We start from the raw sequence: 24252 nt of genomic DNA, 5'->3' as shown, positions 1-24252 counted from the left end.
CGCGAAGAGCAAAGGAAGGTGTCAAGAGGGAAGGCCCCGCAGCGGCGCCGTGGCGAACTCGGCCAGGCCATCGGCCGGGTCGACCGCCGCGCGGAAGCCGAGCACCTCCGCCGCCTTGGCAGGAGAGGCGACGATGTGTCGCACGTCGCCGCTGCGGTATTGCCCGGTCACGACCGGGGTCACGTCACCTCGCGCAGCGCACAGTTCAGTCGCCACGTCCAGGATCGAGATCGGGCGCCCCGAGCACACGTTGAACGCGTCGAAGCCCTGTGCATCCGCCTCGACGGCCGCGACGTTGGCCGCCGCCACATCGTCGACGTGGACGAAGTCCCTCATCTGCCCGCCGTCCTCGAAAACCCTTGGCACGCCGCCCTTTTCGAGAGACGACCGGAAGATCGCGGCGACGCCGGAGTACGGGGTGTCGCGCGGCATACCCGGCCCGTAGACGTTGTGGTAGCGCAACGCGACGACCGAACCACCCGTCGACTCGGTCCAGGCCAGCGCGTAGTGCTCCTGCGCCACCTTGCTCGCCGCGTACAGGCTGCGCGGCCGCAGCGCGGCGTCCTCGTCGACCAGCGCCCAGTCCACCCGCTCACCGCCGACGGGGCAGAGGTGATCGAACATGCCCGCGTCGAGATCCTCGCGTCGACGCGGCTGCGGTTCGACGTCGCCGTGCTCGGGGCAGACGAAGCGCCCCTGGCCGTAGACCACCATCGACGACGCCAGCACCAGACGTCGGCAGCCGGCAGCGAACATCTCCGCCACTAGCACCGCGGTGCCCAGGTCGTTGTGCGACGCGTACTTGGGCGCGTCGGCAGCGTTCACCCCGGCCCCGACGACCGCCGCCTGATGACAGACCACGTCGACGCCGTCCAGCACGCGCGCAACGGCCGCCGCGTCTCGGACGTCGACGTGTGTGACCCCGGCGGGGAGTTCGGCACCCTCCCCGTGGGCGGCGGGCAGCATCGCGTCGACCGCGACGACGTCGTGCCCGGCATCGCCGAGCTGGGCCCGGATGCGGGAACCGATGAAGCCGGCAGCACCGGTCAGCAGCACCCTCACGGCAGCTCGAACGGCAGCGTGACGCCGGCGTGCGGCAGGCAGTGGGTGCACGTGCGCTCGGAGTCGACGTTGGCGATCGCCTCGTGCACGAGCTGTTTGAACGGCACGAGGTTGCGTTCGAACTCGGCGAACACGTCGACCGCCGTCACGCCACCCCCCGACTCGATGCCCGCGTCGAGGTCGGTGATCAAAGCTATTGCTGCATAACACATTTCCAGCTCACGCGCGAGCACTGCCTCCGGGTAGCCGGTCATGTTGACCAGATGGAAGCCCTGTCCGGCGAACCACTGGCTCTCCGCCCTGGTGGAAAAGCGCGGGCCCTGGATCACCACCATCGTGCCGCCGTCGACGACGTCGGGCAGTCCGGTGACCGCCTCACGCAGCGTTGGGCAGTACGGATCGGCGAAGCCGACGTGGATGCCGCCGGAGTCGAAGTAGGTGTCCGCACGGCCGGACGTCCGGTCGACGAGCTGGTCGGGCACCACCATCGCGCCGGGACCGAGCGCCGGGTCGAGACTGCCGACGGCGCACGGGCCGAAGATGCGGCGCACCCCCAGCGCACGCAACGCCCACATGTTGGCGCGGTACGGCACGGTGTGCGGAGAGAATTCGTGGTCGACGCCGTGCCGGGGCAGGAACGCGACCTCGTGCTGTCCCACCGTCCCGATGGTGATCGCCGCGCTCGGTGCACCGTAGGGCGTGTCGAGATTCACCGTCCGCGCGTCGGGACCGAAGAACGAGTAGAACCCGCTGCCGCCGATGACTCCCAGCACTCACTTGCTCCTCACGTCTGTCGAACACTGGAGACCATTGTGGTGCATGCGATTGCCGCTGCGACGGTGACGGTGGCGTGACGTCTCGGCCTGAGTGCGGGGAAAACCGCCCCGGGCTCGGCAGGCTGGCCGACAGCCATGCGACACCGACAGCGGAGCCCTCGGACCTGGATCGCTGCGCTGATCGGACTCGTCGGTGTCCTGAGTGGGCTGGCGCTGCCGTTCGCGCCCGTGTTCACCGATACGACGACCATCAGCTGGCCCGCCCCCGGGCAGCCGACCCTCTCGAGCGCCGCACTCGTAGTGCCCTACCGGCCCCAGCAGCTGACGGCGACGGTGCCGTGTGCGGCGTTACGCACCGTGTCGCCGACCGCGGTCAGCGTGCTGGACACCGGAACCGGTGGATTGTCGATCACTGACGGCGCGGACGGCGCGACGCTGCGGACGGGCGATGTCGAGGTGCGCGTGCCCCTGCCCGGTCGGACCGACTGCGCGGTCCGTTTCCAGGCCGGCCCCGCGGGGGTCTCGATCACCCAGGCCGACGGCCGAGTCACCCGCCTCGCCGGCCAGCCGGTGCCTCGAGTGTTCGGCATGCACACCGACCTCGATCCCGCCGCAGCCGAGGGTCTTTCCTTGACAGCGGTCATCGCGGCTCCGTTCACGACGACGCCGACGGCGATCAAGGCGGCGCTGCTGACCGTGCAGTTGCTCGCCGCTGGCGCGGCGTTGGTTCTGTTGCGCTCCGGTCGAGGCGCCCCGTTGCCGCTCCCGAGCAGGTGGTCCCGGCTGTGGCTGATCGACGCAGCGATGATCGCAACGTTCTGTGGCTGGGCGGTGATCGGCCCGCTCGCCGTCGACGACGGGTGGGCGACCATGATCGCCCGCCATGCCGCGATGACCGGCAACCCGGGGAACTACTACCGGTGGTGGGATGCCGCCGAGGTGCCGTTCGCCTTCAGCCAGCAACTGCTGGCCCCGCTGACCGAGGTCAGCATCGCTCCCCTGTGGCTGCGGCTGCCCAGCACCGTGCTCGCGACGGCGACCTGGTTCGTGCTCAGCCGGGGCGTGCTCGCCGCGGCGCTGCCGACCATCGCCGCGACGGCCCGGGTCCGCATCCTCGCAGCGCTGGCCCTGCTGTGCGCATGGCTGCCGTTCAACCTCGGCACGCGACCGGAGTCCTTCGTCGCCCTGGGGGTGACTGCCGCGCTGGCGCTCGCCTGGCGCGCACGCACCCCGAGCTCGCTGGGCTGGCTGGCACTCGTCTGTGCGCTGACCGTGCCGATCAGCCCGACGGGGGTGCTCGTGCTCGCCCCGGTCCTGGTCTTCGCGGGCCGGCTGCGCGCGGCGGCGCGGCACGGACCTCATTCGCGACTGACCGTCGCCGCGCTGGTGGGCGCCGTCGGCGCCGTAGGACTCACCGTGATCTTCGCCGACCAGACCTGGGACGCGCTGGTCACCGCGACCGATTGGCACGCCTTCTTCGGGCCGTCGCTGCCGTGGTATGAGGAGCCGACGCGGTACCGCTATCTCCTGCAGGCCGACCAGCAGGGCAGCTTCGCCAAGCGGATGCCGATCCTGGTCGGTGTCGCGCTGCTGCCGGTGGCGACGCTGCTGGCACTGCGCCGCCGTGACCGCACGGCCGCGGCGATGCGACGACTCGCGGCCGTCCTGGTGGTGATGCTCGCGTTGTTCGCCGTGGTGCCGTCGAAGTGGTCCTACCACTTCGGCGCGGGCGCCGGCGTGGTCGCGGCGTTCGTGACGGTCGCGATCGTGGCGCTGGCGTGCCGGTCCCGTATTGCGGGCCGGCGCGAGGTCGTCGTCGGCGTCGTCGGATCGGTGCTGCTGGCCGCGACCGTCGCGCTGGCCTTCGCGGGACCGAACGCGTGGTGGTTGCCGAACCTGTACGACCTGCCGTGGGCGTCGAGCCCGATCCGGCCCGCCGATGTGCCGCTCGACAACCCCGTGCTGTGGATCGGGCTGCTCGCGGCGGGGACCCTCGCGATGCTCAGTCTCCGCCGGAGCACGCCGGCGCCGCTACTGGCCCTCGGCCCGGCCGTGCTGACCCTGGTCGCGTTCGGCACAGTGCTGACCGTGCTCGTCGCATCGTTCGCCGCGGCGCCGGTCCGGCGACCCGAAGGCTCTCTGGCGCTGGCGAACCTGCACCGCATCGCGTCCACCCGCGTGTGCGGGCTGGCCGACGATATCGAGGTCCTGCCCGACGGCGAAGTTCTCACCGCCGCCGAATCCGACAGTTCGGACTCGGGTTTCGCCATCGGCGCGGGCTTCTACCCGGGCGCACCACCGCCGGACGCCCCTGGCTCGGGCACGTCGCAGTACCTCTGGGGCAGCTGGACGACCGGCCCGGGCGCCACCGCCGACGTCACCACCCCGTGGTTCACGCTGCCCCCGCTCGCCGACGACTCCGGTCTGGCACTGTCGGTGTCGGGCCGAACCACCGATGGCAACGCGCTGCGCCTGGAGTTCGGCTCCGCGGGCGGCTCGGGTGTCGCACCGACCGGTGCGCGCGTTCCGGTCGATCGGCCCGCAGCCGACGAGACGCCCGACAAGCCGCTGTGGCGTTCGATCGGCGTCGATGCCGCCGAGGTGCCCGCAGGTTCGGATCGGGTCCGCATCCGCGCCACCGACGGCCGCACCGACGAGCGGGGATGGTTGGCCTTCACCGGTCCGCGGTTGCGCTCGACGGTTCCGCTGTCCACCTTCTTGGCGGCCAACGGCCCGGTGCTGATCAGCTGGCCACAAGCCTTCCTGTTCCCGTGCGTGCACAACAACGCCGTGGTCTCCGGCGGCGTGGCCCAGACGCCGCGCACGGTGATCGAGTCACCGCGGCCGTGGCTCACCGACGATCGCAACCCCGCGATCGGCGGCACCTTCGCCGGGCTCAGCGAGTTCGCGTCGCTCGGCGAGATTCCGAGCCGAGTCGTCGGTCACCCCGAGATCGATTGGGGCAGCGTACGAGTGTCCCCGCCCGTGCAGGACCGCTACGCGCGTGCCACGACGAGATCGACGAACTGGGGTGTCGGCAGTCCCGGCCCACGGCCCGAGCGGTGAGGATCACTCCCCGTCGACGTGCTGCTCCGCGGCGCGGCGGGCGCCGTCACGGATCTCGAAGACGTCCGTGGCGAAACCACCGATCGCGTTCGCGACATCACGCACCGCAGTCGTGATGATCGAGGCGACCTCACCGACTGCCGTGGCACCCGCACCGACGATCTCCTGCACCATGTCCTTGCTGATCTCGCCCTTGCTGAGCCGGTCGTCCATGCGCTCAGTCTGCCACGGCAGGCACCTGCAAGACTGACCTCGTGGCGACATTCGGCCAGTGGGTGGAAGGGGCACGTCCACGCACGCTGCCCAACGCCGTCGCACCCGTGATCGCCGGCACCGGCGCCGCGGCGTGGCTCGATGCGGCGTCGTGGTGGAAAGCGTTGCTGGCGCTGCTCGTTGCGGTCGGGATGATCGTCGGGGTCAACTACGCCAACGACTACTCCGACGGCATCCGAGGCACCGACGACGTGCGGGCGGGGCCGCTGCGACTGGTCGGTTCGAAGCTCGCGGCGCCCCGCGCCGTCCTCACGGCCGCGGTGGTGAGCCTGGCCGTCGGCGCGGTCGCCGGGCTGGTGCTCGCGTGGTTCTCCGCACCGTGGCTGATCGCCGTCGGAGCCTTCTGCATCGCCGGCGCCTGGCTCTACACCGGCGGCTCCAAGCCCTACGGATACCTGGGTTTCGGCGAGATCGCGGTGTTCGTGTTCTTCGGGCTGGTCGCCGTGCTGGGCACCCAGTTCACCCAGGCGCTGCGCATCGACGGGGTGGGCGTGTTGTGCGCCGTCGCGATGGGCTGCCTGTCCTCCGCCGTGTTGGTGGCGAACAACCTGCGCGACATCCCGACCGACGCACAGACCGGCAAGATCACGCTGGCGGTCCGGCTGGGCGATGCGCGGACCCGGGTGCTGTATCAGGGGCTGCTCATGGTCTGGGTGCTTCTCACGCTGGTGCTGTGCTTCGTGGCGACGCCGGCGTGCGGGGCCGGGTACCTGGCGACACCGCTGGCCGTGCGCGCGACCCGGCCCGTGCGCGCCGGGCTGGGTGGCCGGGACCTGATCCCGGTGCTGCGCGACACGGGCCTCACGATGCTGGTCTGGTCGGTGGCGGTGGCCGCCGCGCTGGCCCTCGGCTGACGCGGCGACAGAGATTCCCTCGGCCACGCCCACCAGGATAAAGACCCGTCCCGCTGCCTCGCCCGTTTGCCGGCCCGATCCCGGTGGTATTAACCGCGGGATGACCGCAGCCCCCGCACCCCGAGCGTTCGACGACGACGCGCGCGCCGCGCAGCAGGTCGTCGCCGCCTTGTCGACGGCATTCTCGGCGAAGGTGGTGGGCCAGCAACACCTGCGAGAATCCCTGCTGATCGGGTTGCTGACCAGCGGCCACGTGCTGCTCGAGAGCGTGCCGGGTCTGGCCAAGACCACCGCCGCGCGGGTGATCGCCGAATCCATCGACGGACAGTTCCGCCGCATCCAGTGCACCCCCGACCTGCTGCCCAGCGACATCATCGGGACCCAGGTCTACGACGCGTCGACCACATCGTTCGTCACCCAACTCGGACCGGTCCACGCCAACGTGGTGCTGCTCGACGAGATCAACCGCTCCAGCGCCAAGACCCAGAGCGCGATGCTCGAGGCGATGGAAGAGCGCCAGACCACGATCGCGGGCACCGTCTATCCGATCGAGGAGCCGTTCCTGGTCATCGCCACGCAGAACCCCGTCGACCAGGAGGGCACCTACGCGCTGTCGGAGGCGCAGACCGACAGGTTCCTGATCAAGGAGATCGTCAGCTACCCCTCGCCTGAGGAAGAGGTCGAGGTGCTCATCCGGCGGGACACCGGGCTGTACGACCGGGGGCACCGCACTCGCCCCGTCGCGACGCTCGACGACATCCGGACCGTCCAGCGCGTCGTACGCGAGGTGCACCTCAGCCGGGATCTGATGCTCTACGCCGGCCGCCTCGTCGGCGTCACCCGCGACGCCGAGAAGTACCTGCCCTCCCACGTCGCCCGCGTCGTCGAATACGGCGCGAGCCCGCGCGCCACCATCGCGCTGTGCACGGCGGCGCGTGCGCTGGCGCTGCTGTCGGGCCGTACCCACGTCTTGCCCGGCGACATCGCCGATCTCGCGCACCGCGTCCTGCAGCACCGGTTGATCCTGAGCTTCGAGGCAGCCAGTACGGGCGTGACGCCCGGCCGGGTCATCGACGCGGCGCTGGCTGCGGTGCGGGTGCCCTAGCGGGGCGGCGGTGGGTAAGTACCTGGGCAGGGTCCGGTCGCTTATCGGCGGCGACACCCGCGGCATGCTCGACGGGGGTCGGCACGCGCTGGTGCACACCCGCACCCTGGAGTTCGACGAACTGCGGCCCTACGTTCCCGGCGACGACGTCCGCGACATCGACTGGAAGGCCTCCGCGCGCTCCGGCGACGTGCTGATCAAACGCTTCGTCTCCGAAAAGCACCACAAGGTGCTCGTGGTGGCCGACACCGGTCGCGACATGACCGCGAGAACCCCGAGCGGAGAGACCAAAAGCGACATCGCCGGGCTCATCGTCGGTGCGATCGGACTGATCACGCTGGGCCGATCCGACGAGATCGGCATGGTGTTCGGAGACCGGCGCGGCAGCGTGAACATCCGGCTGCGCCGCGGTGAGACCCACATCGAGAGCATGCTGCACCGCTTCCACGACGCCGGCAGTGATCGCGCCGGAAGCGACATCACGTGCCAATTACAGTATGTGGCAACGCATTACCGACACCCGATGCTCATCGTCGTGGTCTCCGACGAACCCGAGGTGGACGGCCGGCTCGGCGATGTCGTGGGCCGCCTGGCAGCCCGCCACGACGTGCTCTGGGCGATGGTCGCCGACCGTTCGCCGACGGAGGTGGGTCGTGACGGCGGCTACGACGTCGGCGACGGTCGACCGGTGCTCGCGACCGCCGCTGCCGATCCCCGAGTGGTCGGAGCCTACGAGCGGGCCGAACACCGGCGCCGGCAACGCCTTGCCGAGATGTTGGCCGAGCACGCGATTCCCCATGTGAGGGTGGTGAGCAGCGCCGAGTTGCGTTCTCGCGTAGCCGAATTGACGAGGGTGCGATCCCGTGCCGGATGATCTCCTGCGCTTCGTCAGTGGACCGCCGGGCTACTCCCTGTGGTGGTTGTGGCTCGGACTGGGCTTGATCCTCGTCGTACTCCTCTGGTACGCCGCCGTTTTCGTCTCGACGCTGCCGTCAGGGCGGTTGCGCACGATGCCCCTGGTGCGAGACGCCCACGCACGTCTACTGCGGCATCGCTTCGCAGGACGCGTCCGCACGATCCTGCGTCGCCACCGGGCCGGCGAGCTCACCGACGTCGCCGCCAGCGCCGCCCTGAGCCGGACGCTGCGTAGTTTCTTGCATCAGGCCACCGGCCGACGCGCCCAGTACATGCAGCTCAAGGACATCGCCGCAAGCGATCTCGCCGCGGCGGCCCCGATTCTCGAAGCGCTCGGTGACGCCCAGTTCAGCGCCGACCCGGCGGCCGACGTCGACGAGCTCGGCGCCGACACCGAGGACGTGATCCGCTCATGGGGCTGACCTGGTGGACCGTGCCCGTCATCGGGGCGGTCGTGCTGACTCTGGTCGTCGTGGCCGCGGTGGCGCTCCCGACCCCGCGCGCGGCGCAGCGACGAGAACCGCTGGCTCACACCAGCCGTATGACGCGGCTCCCGGAATACCGCGCGGTGGTGCGGCGGCAGACCCGGGCGACGGCGATCGCCGTCGCGCTGCTGATCCTCCTGTTCGCAACGGCGGTCTGGGCCACCGCGCGACCGACTGCGCCGGTCGACACCGGGGCCGGACCGCGCGACGACATCATGCTCTGCGTCGGTCAACCCGCCACCGATCCGGCGACCGGACAATTCCTCGGGTACTTCGCGCGCCAGGCACTGACCTACGGCACCCAGCGCATCGGGCTCACCTCCGCTGACCGCCGGCTCGTGCCCCTGACCCGCGACTACCAGTTCGCCGCAGGACGATTCGGCGAATACGCCGACGCGGGCCGCACCGACAATCGGTCGCGCCTGGAATCCTTCACCGGCGCGGTCGAATACACCGACTACGCCCCGACCGTCGCCGACGTCCTGTCGCTGTGCCTGACCGGATTTCCCGGCTTCGACGCGCCCGGCGACACCCGCCGCTCCGTGATCTACCTGGGGCCGGGATCGTTGCGGGCGCCCGGTGACGACAGGCCGTCGCTGTTCACCGACCAGCAGGTGATCGACATGGCCCGCCGCGGCGGCATCCAGATCGACGCCGTCGCGACAGCCGGACGCCGAACCGACGACCTGGCCGCCATCTCCCGATCCAGCGGCGGCACGTTCGTCCGGTTCGATGCGGCAACCCTCGACGGCGAGCTCGACGCCATGAGCGCCGGGGGGCGCGGTGTCGCAGACCAGCGACGCGACGCTCCCACCGTGGTCCTCGTGGCCGGTCTCGCGCTGGCCGGACTGCTCGGGGTCTCCCTGCTGGCGGTGCGGCGATGACGTTCGACCCGGTGCTGCCTCCCCTGGTCTTGGCCGCGGTCGCCGCGGTGCTGCTGCTCCTGCGCGCGCTGTCCGCCTGGCCCGCGATCACGTCCGGCGGGTGGGCACCGCTGCGTTGGGGCGCGATGACACTCGCCGTGGCCCTGCTCTTGCTGGCCGCAGCGCGCCCGGCGGGCGGCATGCGCTCCGAGGTGCGCGCACCGTCGTCCGCTCGAGGCGGCGAGAACATCTACCTCGTCGTGGACCGCTCCCCCGATTCGGCCATCCCGGACTTCGCCGGCCGGCCCCGGATGACCGGCATCCGCGACGACATCCGGGCCGTGATCGACGCCCATCCCGACGCCCGGTTCGCGCTGATCTCCTTCGCCGACCGGCCCGCCATCGACTGGCCGCTGTCCGCGGACACCTGGAGCCTTCGTCCCGTCGTCGCCGGACTCGAGCCCGTGGCCGGTGACGACGTCGATGCGGTCGACGCTGCCGCCGCTGCCACGGTGTTGCGCTACCAGCTCATCTCCGCGGCTCAGCAGTACCCCGGTTCTGACAACCTGGTCTATTACTTCGGCTCAGGGGCGCCGCAGTCCACCGTCCCTCAAGGGCAGTTCGAGGTCGGACGGATCGACGGCGGTCAGGTGTTCGGGTACGGCTCGGACGCACTCGGCGAGCAGCGGCTGCGTGAGGTCGCCGACCAACTCGGCGTCGGAATGTCGGCACGGTCCCCCGGCCAGCCGCTCCCACCGACGGACCAGCCCAGCGAATCGTCACCGACCGACGGCATCGCCGGTGAGCGGCGCGACGAGTTCTACTGGCTGCTCACGCTCGTCGCGTCGGCCCTGCTGCTCGTCGAGATCGGCTGGTCGCTGCGGGATCTACGGCGCGCCCGCGCCACGGCACGCGAGGTACTGACATGACCGGCTCTCCCCGCCCCGCTCGGCTGCGGCGGCGGCGACGCGTCATGCTGCTGTCGGCGCTGCCCGCCGTTCTCGCGCTGGTCATCGGCGGCATACTGATCTCCGTCGTCGTCGCAGGCCGATCGGCGCAGCAGGACTTCGCCTCCGGCGCCACCGGAGCGCTCTCCGACGACGTCGCGGTACTGCAGAGATTCGGCGTGATCGAACCGGCGACAGCACATTTCGCCGCGGGCGCGCTGGCGGTGCGCGAGGACCGGCTCGCCGACGCCGACGCCGAGTTCTCGGAGTCGTTGGCGCACAGCGCCTTCGACCGCTCCTGCCCGGTGCGGGTCAACCTCGAACTGGTACGGGAACGCCAAGGTGACGTCGCGGCGTGGGAAGCGCGGCTCGACGACGCCCGCGAGCGCTACGCGGCCGCCCTGGACGTCATCGACGGTGCCCCGCCGGGATGCTTCACGGGCAACGACGACCCGGACGCGGATCGGCGTGCGGTGCGGGCGGACGCCGCCGGTCGAATCGCGGCCAAGCTCCAGAACCTGGGGACCGTCGCACCTCTTGCGCCCCCGCCGCCCCCGCCCGCGGTAGCCGCCGCACCGCCGGCGCCGAGCGGCGGAACGAACCCTGAGCAGTCGCCGCAGACACGTCGTCTCGACCCGGGCCAAGGCGATCCCCTCGACGCGCTGCAGCGACTGCTCACCGACGCCGCACCCCGCTAAGCGGGGGCCGTGCCGGTCCAGTACTCGACGACCTTGCCGTCGGCCACCCGCAGGATGTCGTTGCCGGTGAAGCGTGCCGGACCCGAGGTAGTGGCCCCCGTACTGATCCACCGGGCCGCCACGAGATCCCCGTCGACGAGCGGCCCGACATCGATGACGAACATCAATTCGCGCAGTCGCTTGCGTGTGTCGTCGACGATCGCCTGCAGCTGGTCGGGCCCCTGCACGTCACGGGTGGGCCAATGACCCACGAAATCGTCGGACACCAACTCGGCTGCGGTGGTCCTGCCGGCCCACAGCTCTTTGATCCAGCGCTGGTACAGCGCTACCGCACCCCCCGCGTCACCCTCGCCGGTGGCGCCCTGTTCGGTCATGAGATCGTGCTCGCTCATGTGACGCGGGTTACCCACCGCTTCCGGTGAGTATTCCGCTGAAGTTTGCTGGGGCCGGTCAGCCCTTCTCGGGGCCGGACGGATCGTCTCCCCGCAGCCGGGCCTGTAGCTGCGCGCGTTCGGTGCGGCGGCGCTCGTCGAACGCGGCGATGCTCTCGGTGGCCCGCCGCCGCAGCGGGGCGAACAACCAGATGCCCAGCGGGAGTGCGATCACGATCGCGAACATCAGTGCCACCACGACGGGGAAGTCCTGTAGCCCGATCAGTGCTCCGATGCCGAGGATGGCCGCGGTGACCACCACGACGAGGACGAGGCGGGCCACCACGTACGCCGCGACGTCGAGCAGCAGCCGGGATCGAGGCCGTTCGTCAGTCACGGTCCGAGCCTACCGAGGGCGCGTATATTGACAGGAAGGAGGTTTCGAGTGGCCTATTTGCTCCTGATTCTCGTGCTGGCCGCACTGGTCTACGTCGGATGGCGGGTGGCCCGGATGTCTGCGCAGCGCCCGCGCACGCGGACCATCGGACCCGACGACGATCCCGATTTCCTGCGCCGGATCACCCCGCGCGACGACAAACCGCGGTCCTGATCGGCTAGGCCGGCGACGGCGACGACTGCCGCGCGCCCGGAAAGCCTTGCGCGACGGTCGCAGCCAACTCCAGCAGCGCTTCTGAGGTCGCGGGGCGCAATCGCTCGAGGGCCACTTCGGCGCCTTCTTCCAGATGCGGATCGAACGGAACCTGGCAGACGGCTCGGCAGCGTCGGGTGAAGTGGTCGACGACCTTGTCGAGGTCGACCTTCCTGTCGCTGCGCCGCGACCGCGGCCGCACCCCGTTGATGACCGCAATCGAGGTGCGCACCAGGTCTTCTCGCCCGTGCGCGTCGAGCCAGTCCAGGGTCGCCGACGCGCTGCGCGCCCCGTCCACCGAGCCCGAACTGATCACCACGAGCGCGTCGGCCTTGTCGAGCACGGCTGACATCGCCGAATGCAGCATGCCCGTCCCGCAGTCGGTGAGCACCACGCTGTAGAACCGCTCGAGCAGGTCGAGCGTGCGCCCGTAGTCGTCGGCGCTGAACGCCTCCGACACCGCCGGATCACTCTCCGACGCCAGCACCTCGAGCCGGCTGGCGCCCTGCGACGTGTACTGCCGCACATCGCTGTAGGAGTCGATGCCCTCGATGTCACGCAACAGGTGCCGGACTGTCGCGGCGGTTTCCACCGGCACCTTCTGGCTCAACGTGCCGCGGTCGGGGTTCGCGTCCACCGCGACCACCCGGTCGCCACGGGTACTCGCGAACGTCGCACCGAGCGTCGCGGTGATCGTCGTCTTGCCCACGCCGCCCTTCTGCGACAGCATCGCGATCCGGTAGCAGCTGCGCAGCGGTGTCTGGACCTGCGCCACCAGCTGGTCGTGCCGCACGGCGCGCGGGCTCTCCCCCGCGTCGACGAGACCACCGGAACCCCGGTACAGCCACTTCCGCCATCCCGACGACGGCCCCTTGCGGGCCTTGCCCAGCAGCGCGACCGTCGACAGATCCAGATACGGCGGCGGATCGGGAACGTCGGAGCCGGGTCGGGGGGCAGCGTCGGCGACGGTCACCCTCGGCAAGCCCCGCGGCGGCGTCGGCGCCGTCCACTCCGCCGGTACCTCGGCCATCGGGTCGGAGAATCGATGTTGCGCGCGAAAGCTCCCCGGCGTATCGGTCACCACCCGATCATTCCTACACCCGGTCTCAGCCGACGCCGGCGTACGAGTGCAGTCCGACCGTCACCAGGTTGATGAAGAACAGGTTGAAGACCATCGCGACGAAGCCGACCACGTTGATCCAGGCGGCCTTGCGGTCGCGCCAGCCGGCCGTCGACCGGGCGTGCAGGTACGCCGCGTAGACGACCCAGGCGATGAACGACACCGTCTCCTTGGGGTCCCAACCCCAGTAGCGGCCCCACGCCTCCTCGGCCCAGATGGCGCCGAAGATCACGCCGAACCCGAAGATCGGGAACGCGAAGATGGTGGTCCGGTAGGCGATGCGGTCGAGTGTCTGCGCGTCGGGCAGCCGCGACACGATGCGGCCGATGGTGTCGGTGCGGCCGGCATCTCCCAGCGCAGACATCTTCAGCAGGAACAGGATGCTCGCCACCCCGGCCACCAGGAACACCCCGGAGCCGAGGCTGACGACAGAGACGTGGATGGGCAGCCAGTAGGACTGCAGCGCCGGCATCACGGGGGCGGCATGTGAGTACAGCCATTTGCCCGACACCGTCAGCAGGATCAGTACCGGCACCAGCACGAACACCCACAGCGACCGGTACTGCGGTTTCCGCAGGACCACGGCACCCGCCACCAGACCACAGAAGCTGGTCAGGTTGATGAACTCGTACATGTTGCCCCACGGCACCCGCGCCGTGGACAGTCCGCGCAGCACGATGCAGGCCAGCAACAGGCCGATGCCGACGTACACCATGGCCAGGCCGGCCGACCCGATCCGCTCGTCGAACGGCCGCCGCGGCGCGTCGTACACCCGACCGGGTCCGTCACCGGCCACCGAGCCGGCGGCCACGAGATCGCGATGCTCGACCCGGCGCCCACGGCTGTAGGCCAGCTCGACGGCGAGCAGCAGCAGGGCCACCACGAGCACGACGATCGACGACGTGAACGCCCAGTCGGAGTAGCGGGCCAGCCCGAGATCGATGTGGGTGGTGTTCATGCCCGATCCGTTTCCTTCTCCCTGGACGGTGTGGTGCCCCCGGCAGCCGAGAGCAACTTCGCCGTGAGGCGCTCGAACTCGTCGCCCCACCCTGAATTGTCGGTGCGCGCCAGCCCGCCGAGCTCGACGTTCACGGTACCCGGCGGTCCCGACGTCAGACGCACCCAGACGCGGCGACGACGCACCACCAGCGACACGATCAGTCCGCCCATCATCGTCATCGCGAACACCAGCACCCAGACCTGGGCGGGGTCGTGGGAGACCTGCAGGTTGACGAACGGCACCGCGCCGTCGAAGCGCACGATCGTGCCGTCGGGCAGCCGCGTGTCCTGGCCCTTGCTCAGGTTGACGCGGGCGACCTTGGTCAACCGGCCCTGGTCGATCATCCGAGGATCCAGTGAGAACAGCGACTGGGGACGGCCGGTGTCCAGTCCGGTGTCGCCCTTGTAGATGTCGATGGCGACCGCGGGATCGTTCAGCGCCGGGAACTTCGACGACAGCAGCGTGCCGTCGAGTTGCTCGGTCGGGGCGAACAGGCCCTGGATCGCGATCTGGTTGCGGCGCCGCTCCCGCTCGTCGGAATACGTCCCGCCCGGCGGGTCGAAGCGCATCGCGCCCGAGGACAGAAAGGTGATCTGGTCCTCGGGGCGCCACTGGAGTGTCTGCGTGCGGGTCTGGCCGTCGGGGAACGTCACGCTGAACGTCGGTGCGTAGCCGTGGCCCTGCAGGTAGACGCGGTCACCGCCGACGCGCAACGGCTCGTTGACCTTCAGCAGGTAGGGCCGCCAGGTGCCCGACGTCAGATCGTCACCGGCCTGGTAGTCGATGTCGGCCTGGAAGGACGTGGCCTGTCCGTTGTCGAGGTAATTCGCCTGGAAGTCGTTGACCCGCACGCACATCGGATACAGCGAGGTGCCGTCGACGGTGTTGCCCGCCCGGAAGGAGTCGAACGCTGCGGGCGACGCCGAGCAGAAGCCGGGCCCACCGTCGGCGACGACGATGACGTTGCCCTCGTAGCTGAACAGCTTGCCGGCCGCGACCGCGACGAGCAGACCCAGCAGCGAGAAGTGGAACACGATGTTGCCGAACTCGCGCAGATAGCCCTTCTCCGCGGAGATCTCTGTTGCGCTCCCCGCGCTGCGGGTGAACCGCCGCCAGCCGGACAGTTGCCGGTCCATCGCCTCGGCCACCGCAGTGATCTCGCCGTCGACCTGTGCGATGTGGTGCTTGGGCAGCCGTCCCAGGTTGCGCGGTGCGGCGACCGGGTCGGCGCGCAGACTGCGTACGTGTTCGGCCAGCCGGGGGGTCAGACAGCCGACCAGCGATACGAACAGCAACACGTAGATCGCGGTGAACCAGAAGCTGGAGAACACGTCGAAGGCCTGCACGCGGTCCAGCCAGGGCCCGATCGTCGGGTGCTCGGCGAGGTACTCGGCGACCTTGCTCTCGTTGAGGCTGCGCTGCGGCAGCAGTGCGCCCGGGATCGCGGCGAGCGCCAGCAGGAACAGCAGCACCAGCGCGGTGCCCATCGACGTCAGCGTCCGCCAGGTGTTCCGGATCAGGGCGAGCAGACGCGAACTCGAGCGCTGCGGGCCCCGATTGCTCGAGTTCATGTCTGCTCGCGCAGAGGAGGTGACCATCAGATCGGGAGCCTCACGTCGCTGACGAACGCATCGCGCACCCAGGACACGAACTCGCCCCAGAGGCCGGTGACCAGCGCGGTGCCGACCAGGATCAGCAGCACGCCCCCGAAGATCTGGATGGCGCGGGTGTGGCGGCGCAGCCAGCCCAGGCCGCTGACCGCACGGGCGGAACCGAACGCCAGCAGTACGAACGGGATTCCCAAGCCCAGGCAGTAGGCGATCACCAGCACCACGCCGCGAGCGACATTGCTGCCCTCGGTCGCCGAGGCCACCGCGATCACCCCGGTCAGCGTCGGCCCCAGGCACGGCGTCCACCCCAGCGCGAACACCGCCCCGAGCAACGGAGCGCCGCCGAGGGTGGAGATCTGACGCGGGGTGAACCGGGTATCTCGCTGCAGCGCGGGCACCAGCCCGACGAACACGAGCCCCATCAGGATCGTCACCACGCCGCCGAGACGTTGCAGCAGCACCTCGTTGGTGATCAACGTCGTCGTCATCCCCAGCACTGCGACGGTGCCGAGCAGGAACACCGCGGTGAAACCGGCCACGAACAACGCCGCGGCGCCGGCGACCCGCAGGCGCGCCCCGCGCATCGTCACCGACGCCCCCGGTGCGGCCGGCGAATCCTCGACACCGACGACGGCGGCCAGATACGACACGTAGCCCGGCACCAGCGGCACCACACACGGCGAGGCGAACGACACCACACCGGCCAGCACACTGATGCCGACGGCGATCAGAAGCGGTCCGCTGGAGGCGATCTCGGCGATGTTCACTTCTCGTCCGCCAACCGTTCGACGACCGGCTGCAGGTCGGTGGCCAACAACTCCCGCAGGAACACCGCGGCGACCCGGTGCCGGCGGTCGAGCACCACCGTGGACGGGATCACCGTGGTCGGATAGCGCCCACCGAACGCGATCAGGGTGCGCATCGCCGGGTCGTAGATGGACGGGAACGTCACACCGCGGTCGACGATGAAGTCACGCGCCGCATCGATGTTGTTGTCCCGCACGTCGATTCCGAGGAACGCGACGCCACGGTCTTTCGTCGCCCGGTACACCTGTTCGAGTTGGGTGATCTCGGTGCGGCACGGCCCGCACCACTGACCCCACACGTTGAGCACGACCACCTTGCCGGTGAAGTCGCTGAGCGACAACGTCTTGCCGGTGTCCATCAGGTCGGGGCCCGACACCGGACCCGGTGTGCCGCGCTCGGCCGGCGGGTCGTAGAAGATGTCCGTCTTGCCGCCGGGAGCGACGAATTCGAAGCTGCCCCCCTGGGCGACGGCGTCGCTGCCGGTCGAGCATCCCGCGAGCACGACCGCCGCCATCAGCAGGGCAACCAGACGAGTCACTGCCCGGCCAGCTCCGCGTACCCCCAGCCCACGCAGGCGTCGTCGTGGAAATAGAACGACGTGACCGAGGCGAGGTTGCACATGCGCCGCGTCGGGAAGTGGTGCAACGCCTTGTCGGTCATCGCGCGGCGCAGCGTCTCGACCGGTAGCTGATGGCTGACGCAGACGGCCTCGTGACCGGCGGCGGCACCCCTGGCGCGTCGCACGGCCCGGATCATGCGTTCGGCGATCTCGGTGTACGGCTCCCCCCACGACGGGGTGCGCGGGTTGCGCAGATGCCACCAGTTGCGCGGATCGCGCAGCGCGCCGTCGCCAGGAGAGACCTTCTGGCCCTGGAACACGTTGGCCGACTCGATCAGTTCCTCGTCGGTCCCGACCGGCAGGCCGTGGTGCGCGGCGATCGGCGCGGCGGTTTCCTGCGCCCGCTCCAGCGGTGACGCGACCACGTGGGTGATGTCGCGGCCGGCGAGCCACTCGGCGACCCGCCGCGCCTGCGCCTGCCCCCGCTCAGAGAGGTGGTAGTCGGGTAGCCGGCCGTAGAGGATCTTCTCCGGGTTGTGCACCTCGCCGTGCCGCATCACGTGCACCACAGTCTTGATCACGGGCGGCTCGCCGCAGCCGCGGCGCGCGCCGCACCGGGCAGCGCCTTCTCGATCTGCGCGAACGCGTCGTCATCGAGAGCCGTGGAGACGAACCAGCATTCGAAAGCGCTGGGCGGCGGGTAGACACCCGCGTCGAGCAACGCGTGGAAGAAGGCCGGGAACCGCCACGTCTCGGTGGCCTTCGCCGAGGCGAAGTCGGTGACCGGATCGGCGTCGCCGAAGAACACGCTGAACATGTTGCCTGCGCGCGGAATCTGGTGGGCGACACCGGCTTCGGTCAACGCGCCACCGATGAGGCCGATCAGCCGGTCGGCATTGGCGTCCAGCGTCGCGTACACGGCATCGTCGGCGGCCCGCAACGTGGCCAGCCCCGCCGCCATCGCGACGGGATTTCCCGACAGCGTGCCGGCCTGATAGACCGGGCCCAGCGGGGCGAGTCGGCCCATGACTTCGGCGCTGCCCCCGAACGCCGCCGCAGGCAGCCCGCCGCTCATCACCTTGCCGAAAGCGAAGAGGTCGGCATCGACCGGATCGAGGCCGTACCAGCCGGACCGGCTGACCCGGAATCCCGTCATCACCTCGTCACTAATCAGCAACGCGCCATGCGCGGCGGTGATGCGGCGCAGCGCGGCGTTAAAGCCGGGCAGCGGCGGGACGGTGCCCATGTTGCCGGGGCTCGCCTCGGTGATCACGCAAGCGATCTCGTCGCCGAACCGGGCGAAGACGTCCTCGACCGCGGCGACGTTGTTGTAAGGCAGCACGACCGTGTCAGCGGCGGCCGCACCCGTCACCCCCGGTGAGGACGGCAGACCCAGCGTCGCGACCCCCGAGCCGGCGTCGGCGAGCAGCGCATCGCTGTGGCCGTGATAGCACCCGGAGAACTTGACGATCTTGGCCCGGCCGGTGAATCCGCGCGCCAGCCGGATCGCGCTCATCGTCGCCTCGGTGCCCGAGTTGACCAGGCGCAGCCGCTCCACGGGCGCGACTCGGTCGATGATCTCGCGGGCCAGCTCGGACTCCGAGGGCGTCGGCGCCCCGAACGACAGCCCGTCGGCGGCGACGCGCTGCACGGCCTCGACCACGGCGGGATGCGCGTGGCCCAGGATCATCGGGCCCCACGAGCACACCAGGTCGGCGTAGCGGTTGCCGTCGGCGTCGGTCAGCCAGCAGCCCTGCGCCGACGTGATGAACCGTGGGGTGCCGCCCACAGCGGCGAAGGCACGCACCGGCGAGTTCACGCCACCGGGGATGACCGAGGCCGCATCGGCGAAGAGCTTCGCGGAGACGTCGGTACTGCTCATGGCACCCAGTGTCCCAGCCGGGTCAAAACGGTCAACTACAGGGTGTAGTGGTCGGCCCCGGGGCGATGATGGTCACATGCAGTTGCCGCAACGACTGGCGCGGTTCAACCGCCACGTCACCAACCCGATTCAGCGGCTGTGGGCCGGCTGGGCTCCGACGATGGGGATTCTCACCCACGTCGGTCGCACGTCGGGCAGGCAGTACCGCACGCCCTTGACGGTGTTCCCGACCCGCGACGGGATCGCCGTGCTGCTGACCTACGGCCCGGACCGGGATTGGCTGAAGAACCTGACCGCGGCCGGTTGCGGCACGATGCGCCGCTACGGCCGATCGTTTACGGTCACCGATCCGCAGGTGGTGAGTAGGGCCGAGGCGGCACCGACGGTGACCGGGTGGATGCGGCCGCTGTTCGCAGCGCTGCCGTTCGAGCAGGCGGTGCTGTTGCGTCGGAACTGACGCGCGATCCTGGTGACTCCATCTCCGCCAGGCGATTGTCACGTCGGACCAGGTAGCGCAACAGCACCATCACGACGACCGGCACCGCCATCACGAGCAGGGTCTCGACGAAGTCACTCATTTCGGGTGCGTGAGCAGGGTTCACAGTCACATTCCACCCCCGCCGGTCATCGAGTTCGGGCTCGCTGACGGAACCTTTACGGCCCCGCCGCGCTTTTTTACGGCGCCGAATCGACGGCTGTCGACGCGCTGTCAGGACATCGCAAAAGTTCCGCGTCCGACCGTCAGGGAAGCGTCAAGGACGCCCCGACGAGCCCGTATGCCGAACACAATCGGTGGCGACGCGAGAGCGAAAGGACGTACGACGACGATGACCCCGGATGAACGCATCGGCAGCACGAGAGCGTGAACATGTCGTATCTGGTGCCCCTCACCCTGCTGATCATCTGCCCGATCACACGGTTGACGTCGGTGTGGATCGCGGAGGGCGGTCGACACCCCGACGCGAGGCGGCGGGCGCCTATCGCCGCGGAGTCAGCCGTGCCCTGATCGGGCCTTTGGCCACCGTGGTGAACGGCACCTCGCAGGCGAAGTCGTCGTCGAGCGACTCCACGGTCATCGCGCGGACCACCGTGGCCAGCGCCAACGTCGTCTCCAGGCGGGCGAAGTGCTCGCCGATGCACGGCCGCGAGCCGCCCAGGAAGGGCAGGAACTGCCAACGGTCCCGGGCGGCAACGTTCTCCGGGCTGAAGCGGTCCGGATCGAACGTCATCGGATCGGGCCACAGGGCAGGATCATGGTGCAGCGCGTACAAGCCGAGAGCCACCAGGCTGCCCGCCGGCACCCGATAGCCCGTCACCTCGATGTCCCGGGTGGCCACGCGGGCCACCCCCGCGGCCGGCGGACACAGCCGGACCGCCTCGTGCAGCACCTGCACGGTGTAGCCGAGGCGAGACACGTCGGCCGGGGTCAGCTCGCCGTCACCGATCGCTGCGGCCTCGGCGGCCACCCGGTCCTGGATGTCGGGGTGGCGTCCGAGAATCCACAGCGCGTAGGTCAACGCCGTCGCCGTGGTGTCGTGCCCGGCCAGCATGAAGATCAGCAGATCGTTGGAGATCTCCTCGTCGGTGAGCGGGCGATCGGTCTGCGGATCGGTCGCCCGGAGCAGCGCCTGCACCAGCGGCGCGTCCCGGTCCGAATCAGCCCGGCACGCCTGGACCATCTCGTCGGTGATGCGGCGCATCTCGTCGACGGCGCGGCGCGCGCGCCGCCGCGCCAGGGTGGGCAGCCACCGCGGTGCCCGCACCGGACGCAACGCGCGGTCAGCGGTGTACGAGGACGCGACGTGCATGCACCGGGCGATAGTGTCGCCGCGTTCGTTGAGGTCGACGCCGAGCACCGAGCGGCCCAGCGACTGCATCGCGACGCGACGGCACTCGGTGTCCAGGTCGACCTCGCCGCCTGCCGGCCAGCGATCCACGAATGCCTGCGCTGCGCCGGACATGTGGCCGCCGAACGTACGCACGTTGAGCTTGGTGAACACCGGCTGCAGCGCGCGTTTGCGCGGACGCCACTGTTCATTGGGCAGCACGAACAGGCTGTCGCCTGCCATCTGGCGCACCTCGTCGTGGATGATGCACCGATCGGTTGCGGCGTCGTTGCGGCCCAACACATCTCGCATTCCGGCCGGGGACATCACCGCGACGATCGCCGGGACGACGCCGGTGGGCCCCAGCTGGATTCGGGTGACGGGACCGCCCGCGTCGCGGATGACCTCCTGCCCAGTGTCGAGTCGCCGGACCAGCTTGACGAGGTCACGCAACGGCAACGGATTGCGCGGAACCGGAGGCAGCGACCGCACGTCGACCGTGCGATCGTCGCGCACCGTCACGTGGACCGCCAGGTCAGCACCTCGCCGGCGCCGGCGGTCATCGTGGACCCGGGCATCACCCGCAGGCGGTAGGGCGCCAACCGCAGAACGGCGAACTGCTCGCTGGTGGGCCCGTCGGCCCAGAACGGGATGATCGCCGGGTCATAGCCGACGGGCTGCGGTGCCGTGGCGAACCGCTGCCAGACATCGCGGCGCGTCTCCTCGTCGGTGTACCACTCCACGAGGCACTCCGCGCTGCAGGTGTCATGCGTCGTGGTCCAGTAGCTGACCGATACCTCGGGATGGACGGCCAGGTGAGCCCGCTTCACCGGGCTGGGGACGGTGGCGATCCAGCCGAACAGATCGGTGCCGTCCCACTCCCAGATCGGGTGCAGGATGCGCGTGCGCGGTTTGCCGTCCGCGTCGACGGTGGCGACCGAGGCCCACACGATCGAGTGGGCCATCTCGACGAACGCGGGCGCGATCTGAGCCAGAGGGGTCACGACCGTCAAGCCTAGGCAAACGCGCCGCGTCGCGACGGAGGTGTCAGCTGTCGAGCTTCTTCTTGAACTCTTCGGTGTTGCGGTACTCGACGTTGCCGATGTCGGCACTGGTCTCGATCTTGCCCTTGTCGTCGTCGTCCACCCAGTCCGTCACCGACGTGCCCGACACGGTGCCACTGCTGCCCGGCAGCGTGGTGGTCTGCAGGTTCTCTTCTTTGTAGGCCTCGGCCATTTCTTTGGCCTTCTCGCGGTGCTCGTCGGTGACCTCGGGCTTCTCGGTGAGTTCCTGATTGTCGGGATCCGGGGTCTCGGTCACGTGCTCGAGTTGGACGTCGGGTGTGTCGTCCGGGGACCGCTGTTCGGTGGAGGTGTCGTCGGCGCTCATGGCCATGGGACTGCCCGAAAGTGTGAGCAACGAAACAGTCGACGGCGCTCAGGCCAGCGCGCCACGCAGGACTGTGGGGAGGCTCGGCAGGAAGTGGCGGCGCGCGAACGCGCGGATCTCGTCGGGTGTCTCGACGGGCTGCGCGCTGGGCAGTAGCAGCACCATCTCGGCGTACCGCAGGATGCAGTCGGCGAAGTCCTCGACGGCATCGGGGCCGATGCGTTCGGCGAAGCCGGGCGGGAAGATCTGCTGCAGCGCGTCGATCATCCGCGCGACGGCGGCGCGGTGATACCGCCCGGCGAGTTCGAGCGCCAGCCCGGGATCGTCGCCGACCATGCGGTGCAGCACCCGATGGTTGCGGAACTCCATGATCGAGAGCGTGAACGCCTCGACATAGTAGTCCTCTTGCGGCGCAATGCTTTTCAGCTCGGAAGCGATGTGCGCGAACAGCCTGATGTTCTCCCGTTCGATCACGGCGCCGACGAGCTCGTCCTTGTTGACGAAGCGCCGGTAGATCGTGGTGCGGCTGACCCCGGCGCGACGGGCGACGTCGTCGAGCGCGACACGTCGGTAGCCGTGCCGCTCGAACTCGAGCACGGCGGCGTCGAGGATCTGTGTCGTCGCGTCAGCCGCGGGCATAGCCCTTGAGCGCATATCCGGTCATCCGCACACGCATCGGCAGATGGTCCCACGTCCAGGTGACAGGCCGTGACCGCCAGAAGGCCGCGAATCGTCGATAGCGCCGATCCTGACGCTCGGACCAGGGCAGGTTGAGCAGCTCGCGGGCTCGGGGCGGGAGTCCGCCGGTGGTCAGGAAGGCGGCGATCGGGTTGAAGATCGGTGCGACGATCCGCCACACCAGCGGGTGCACGGCCTTGGGCTTGGGGAACCCCTTGGTGACATAGCCGACGCCGTACTTCGCCGACGGGTGCGCGATGAGCACGCGCTCCATCATCGTGTCCCAGTAGCGTTCGAAATCGGCATAGGTCGCGGGCATCGGCCGGTCGCTGACCCCGTATCGGCGATACCAGGTCTTGGATTCCAGCCAGATCTGCTCGCGCTCGGCAGGGCTCAGACGTTTCACGAAGGTGTCGACGAAGTAGTAGATCTGCTCGACGAACGTCGCGTGCGCCCAGAAATAGGTGTCCGGGTCGAGCGCGTGGTAGCGGCGGTCGGTACCGGGCAGTTCGCCTTTGACGTGGTGATGGAAGTCGCGAACCTGGGTCCCCGCGTTGTCGGTGTCGGAGCCGTAGACGGTGTTGAAGATCGGCGGAATGGTGCGCCGCAGCCGTTCGGCGGTGTCGGCGAAGAACGTCGAGTGGTCGTAGACGCCCTGCCCGAGCTCGGCGAGCATGTTCTGCAGCACCGCCGGACGCGGGCCGATGAGATACATCCGGTTGTCGCCGAAGTACTTCCACACCAGCGAGCCCGGGCCCAGGGGCAGCGCGTCGTCGAGGGGTTCGGTCTGCTGCGCCAACTCCGTCATGCGAACAGTGTTACAAATTTTGCACTTTGTACCAAGAGGTGTGGTGCGGGGCACATCGGCGTGAGTGAGAAGCCAGGGCTGCGATTCGGGCCGGCCGGCAGCCAGGAACGCTGATATGGAATGCGTTGTGTCAAGTGGGCAGGGTGAAGCGGCGGCCTCAACCGTCGTTGCGGCCGCCGCTTCGTCGGTCAGTGCTGGGTGTCGAGTGTCGGGACTGGCGCGCGTGTCTTGGCGACGGCTTGTCAGTCTGAAATGCGCGGGTTGGTTACCGCAGGACGGTGTTTCGAGTGACGGTGGACCGCTGTCTATTCACGAGCGTGGCCCCGAGGGTGGGGTTGCTCATAGCATTCTCGCGGGTCACCGTCAGCGTGCCCGCCAGTACCCCGGCATCGACGTCAGCTACTGAACGTTGTGGGGGATTTACTCCTCGAGCACGGCCAGTGACCAGCACCAGCCGGCCAGCTCCCGGGCGATGGCCGCGTTGGCCACCGCGGGCCGTTTGGCGCGGG

General features: G+C 69.6%; 27 protein-coding genes. 10 read left to right on the top strand and 17 right to left on the bottom strand.

Annotated elements, in window-relative coordinates; all coding sequences use genetic code 11:
- Positions 1 to 21 precede the first annotated feature (21 nt).
- Entirely contained in the window at positions 22 to 1062 is a 1041-nt protein-coding gene (locus tag MHN84_RS14285) for an NAD(P)-dependent oxidoreductase (protein ID WP_241205192.1), read from the bottom strand.
- Complete coding sequence (locus MHN84_RS14280) at positions 1059 to 1835, bottom strand: S-methyl-5'-thioadenosine phosphorylase (protein WP_241205191.1); 777 nt, start codon at positions 1833 to 1835, stop codon at positions 1059 to 1061. Before MHN84_RS14280 ends, MHN84_RS14285 begins: the two co-directional genes overlap by 4 nt.
- Positions 1836 to 1973: 138 nt before the next feature.
- On the opposite strand from MHN84_RS14280, the gene MHN84_RS14275 reads away from it, so the two are divergent.
- On the top strand, positions 1974 to 4904 hold the full coding sequence (locus tag MHN84_RS14275) for an arabinosyltransferase domain-containing protein (protein ID WP_241205190.1): 2931 nt from the start codon (positions 1974 to 1976) through the stop codon (positions 4902 to 4904).
- A 3-nt stretch (positions 4905 to 4907) separates the two neighbouring features.
- Here MHN84_RS14275 and MHN84_RS14270 read toward each other — a convergent pair whose 3' ends face one another.
- A complete protein-coding gene (locus tag MHN84_RS14270; RefSeq protein ID WP_241205189.1) occupies positions 4908 to 5117 on the bottom strand; it encodes a hypothetical protein in 210 nt (69 codons plus the stop codon).
- A 41-nt stretch (positions 5118 to 5158) separates the two neighbouring features.
- Here MHN84_RS14270 and MHN84_RS14265 point away from each other — a divergent pair, with 41 nt between their 5' ends.
- The 7 genes from MHN84_RS14265 to MHN84_RS14235 all read left to right on the top strand — a co-directional run bounded on the left by MHN84_RS14265 (position 5159) and on the right by MHN84_RS14235 (position 11044).
- Entirely contained in the window at positions 5159 to 6031 is an 873-nt protein-coding gene (locus tag MHN84_RS14265) for a 1,4-dihydroxy-2-naphthoate polyprenyltransferase (RefSeq protein ID WP_241205188.1), read from the top strand.
- A gap of 100 nt (positions 6032 to 6131) precedes the next feature.
- Complete coding sequence (locus MHN84_RS14260) at positions 6132 to 7136, top strand: MoxR family ATPase (protein ID WP_241205187.1); 1005 nt, start codon at positions 6132 to 6134, stop codon at positions 7134 to 7136.
- Positions 7137 to 7146: 10 nt separating this feature from the next.
- Positions 7147 to 8010, top strand: a complete 864-nt coding sequence (locus tag MHN84_RS14255) for a DUF58 domain-containing protein (RefSeq protein WP_241205186.1) — start codon at positions 7147 to 7149, stop codon at positions 8008 to 8010.
- Entirely contained in the window at positions 8000 to 8473 is a 474-nt protein-coding gene (locus MHN84_RS14250; RefSeq protein WP_241205185.1) for a hypothetical protein, read from the top strand. Before MHN84_RS14255 ends, MHN84_RS14250 begins: the two co-directional genes overlap by 11 nt.
- Positions 8464 to 9420 (top strand): hypothetical protein, encoded by a 957-nt coding sequence (locus MHN84_RS14245; protein ID WP_241205184.1) that lies wholly within the window; start codon positions 8464 to 8466, stop codon positions 9418 to 9420. Before MHN84_RS14250 ends, MHN84_RS14245 begins: the two co-directional genes overlap by 10 nt.
- Positions 9417 to 10328, top strand: a complete 912-nt coding sequence (locus MHN84_RS14240) for a VWA domain-containing protein (RefSeq protein WP_241205183.1) — start codon at positions 9417 to 9419, stop codon at positions 10326 to 10328. Before MHN84_RS14245 ends, MHN84_RS14240 begins: the two co-directional genes overlap by 4 nt.
- Complete coding sequence (locus tag MHN84_RS14235) at positions 10325 to 11044, top strand: hypothetical protein (protein WP_241205182.1); 720 nt, start codon at positions 10325 to 10327, stop codon at positions 11042 to 11044. Before MHN84_RS14240 ends, MHN84_RS14235 begins: the two co-directional genes overlap by 4 nt.
- Here the strand turns inward: MHN84_RS14235 and MHN84_RS14230 are convergent.
- Positions 11041 to 11418 carry an ester cyclase gene (locus MHN84_RS14230; protein WP_241205349.1) on the bottom strand — a complete coding sequence of 126 codons (378 nt, stop codon included), beginning with the start codon at positions 11416 to 11418 and terminating at the stop codon, positions 11041 to 11043. The two genes, MHN84_RS14235 and MHN84_RS14230, sit on opposite strands and share 4 nt — an antisense overlap.
- 76 nt (positions 11419 to 11494) lie before the next feature.
- Positions 11495 to 11812, bottom strand: coding sequence for a DUF4229 domain-containing protein (locus MHN84_RS14225; RefSeq protein ID WP_241205181.1), 318 nt, complete (start codon positions 11810 to 11812; stop codon positions 11495 to 11497).
- Between the two features lie 48 nt (positions 11813 to 11860).
- Between MHN84_RS14225 and MHN84_RS14220 the strand changes: the two genes are divergently transcribed.
- Complete coding sequence (locus MHN84_RS14220) at positions 11861 to 12025, top strand: hypothetical protein (RefSeq protein ID WP_241205180.1); 165 nt, start codon at positions 11861 to 11863, stop codon at positions 12023 to 12025.
- Positions 12026 to 12029: 4 nt separating this feature from the next.
- On the opposite strand, the gene MHN84_RS14215 is transcribed toward MHN84_RS14220, so the two are convergent.
- From MHN84_RS14215 to hemL, 7 genes are all read right to left on the bottom strand, one after another.
- Positions 12030 to 13094, bottom strand: coding sequence for a MinD/ParA family protein (locus MHN84_RS14215; protein ID WP_241205348.1), 1065 nt, complete (start codon positions 13092 to 13094; stop codon positions 12030 to 12032).
- Positions 13095 to 13170: 76 nt separating this feature from the next.
- Positions 13171 to 14142, bottom strand: coding sequence for a c-type cytochrome biogenesis protein CcsB (ccsB, locus tag MHN84_RS14210; RefSeq protein ID WP_241205179.1), 972 nt, complete (start codon positions 14140 to 14142; stop codon positions 13171 to 13173).
- Positions 14139 to 15671 carry a cytochrome c biogenesis protein ResB gene (locus MHN84_RS14205; RefSeq protein ID WP_241205347.1) on the bottom strand — a complete coding sequence of 511 codons (1533 nt, stop codon included), beginning with the start codon at positions 15669 to 15671 and terminating at the stop codon, positions 14139 to 14141. The genes ccsB and MHN84_RS14205 overlap by 4 nt, the downstream gene beginning before the upstream one ends.
- Before the next feature lie 110 nt (positions 15672 to 15781).
- The gene (locus tag MHN84_RS14200) at positions 15782 to 16561 is read right to left on the bottom strand and encodes a cytochrome c biogenesis CcdA family protein (RefSeq protein WP_241205178.1); all 780 of its coding nucleotides are present in this window, start codon (positions 16559 to 16561) and stop codon (positions 15782 to 15784) included.
- Complete coding sequence (locus MHN84_RS14195) at positions 16558 to 17139, bottom strand: TlpA disulfide reductase family protein (protein WP_374238368.1); 582 nt, start codon at positions 17137 to 17139, stop codon at positions 16558 to 16560. Before MHN84_RS14195 ends, MHN84_RS14200 begins: the two co-directional genes overlap by 4 nt.
- Complete coding sequence (locus tag MHN84_RS14190) at positions 17136 to 17717, bottom strand: histidine phosphatase family protein (RefSeq protein ID WP_241205345.1); 582 nt, start codon at positions 17715 to 17717, stop codon at positions 17136 to 17138. The genes MHN84_RS14195 and MHN84_RS14190 overlap by 4 nt, the downstream gene beginning before the upstream one ends.
- A 20-nt stretch (positions 17718 to 17737) precedes the next feature.
- Complete coding sequence (gene hemL, locus MHN84_RS14185) at positions 17738 to 19042, bottom strand: glutamate-1-semialdehyde 2,1-aminomutase (protein WP_241205177.1); 1305 nt, start codon at positions 19040 to 19042, stop codon at positions 17738 to 17740.
- Between the two features lie 76 nt (positions 19043 to 19118).
- On the opposite strand from hemL, the gene MHN84_RS14180 reads away from it, so the two are divergent.
- The gene (locus tag MHN84_RS14180; RefSeq protein WP_241205176.1) at positions 19119 to 19499 is read left to right on the top strand and encodes a nitroreductase family deazaflavin-dependent oxidoreductase; all 381 of its coding nucleotides are present in this window, start codon (positions 19119 to 19121) and stop codon (positions 19497 to 19499) included.
- A gap of 520 nt (positions 19500 to 20019) precedes the next feature.
- On the opposite strand, the gene MHN84_RS14175 is transcribed toward MHN84_RS14180, so the two are convergent.
- From MHN84_RS14175 to MHN84_RS14155, 5 genes are read right to left on the bottom strand one after another with little or no spacing between them, the layout of a single operon-like run.
- Entirely contained in the window at positions 20020 to 21390 is a 1371-nt protein-coding gene (locus tag MHN84_RS14175; protein WP_241205175.1) for a cytochrome P450, read from the bottom strand.
- Positions 21387 to 21872 (bottom strand): pyridoxamine 5'-phosphate oxidase family protein, encoded by a 486-nt coding sequence (locus MHN84_RS14170; RefSeq protein ID WP_241205174.1) that lies wholly within the window; start codon positions 21870 to 21872, stop codon positions 21387 to 21389. Before MHN84_RS14170 ends, MHN84_RS14175 begins: the two co-directional genes overlap by 4 nt.
- Before the next feature lie 43 nt (positions 21873 to 21915).
- The gene (locus MHN84_RS14165; protein WP_241205344.1) at positions 21916 to 22257 is read right to left on the bottom strand and encodes a hypothetical protein; all 342 of its coding nucleotides are present in this window, start codon (positions 22255 to 22257) and stop codon (positions 21916 to 21918) included.
- A gap of 48 nt (positions 22258 to 22305) precedes the next feature.
- The gene (locus MHN84_RS14160) at positions 22306 to 22896 is read right to left on the bottom strand and encodes a TetR/AcrR family transcriptional regulator (RefSeq protein WP_241205173.1); all 591 of its coding nucleotides are present in this window, start codon (positions 22894 to 22896) and stop codon (positions 22306 to 22308) included.
- The gene (locus tag MHN84_RS14155; protein WP_241205172.1) at positions 22883 to 23743 is read right to left on the bottom strand and encodes an oxygenase MpaB family protein; all 861 of its coding nucleotides are present in this window, start codon (positions 23741 to 23743) and stop codon (positions 22883 to 22885) included. The genes MHN84_RS14160 and MHN84_RS14155 overlap by 14 nt, the downstream gene beginning before the upstream one ends.
- Positions 23744 to 24252: the final 509 nt, after the last annotated feature.

The sequence above is a fragment of the Mycobacterium sp. PSTR-4-N genome, from assembly GCF_022348085.1.
In the GTDB taxonomy this organism is placed as follows: Bacteria; Actinomycetota; Actinomycetes; order Mycobacteriales; family Mycobacteriaceae; genus Mycobacterium.
This window is presented reverse-complemented; position numbering and strand designations above follow the sequence as displayed.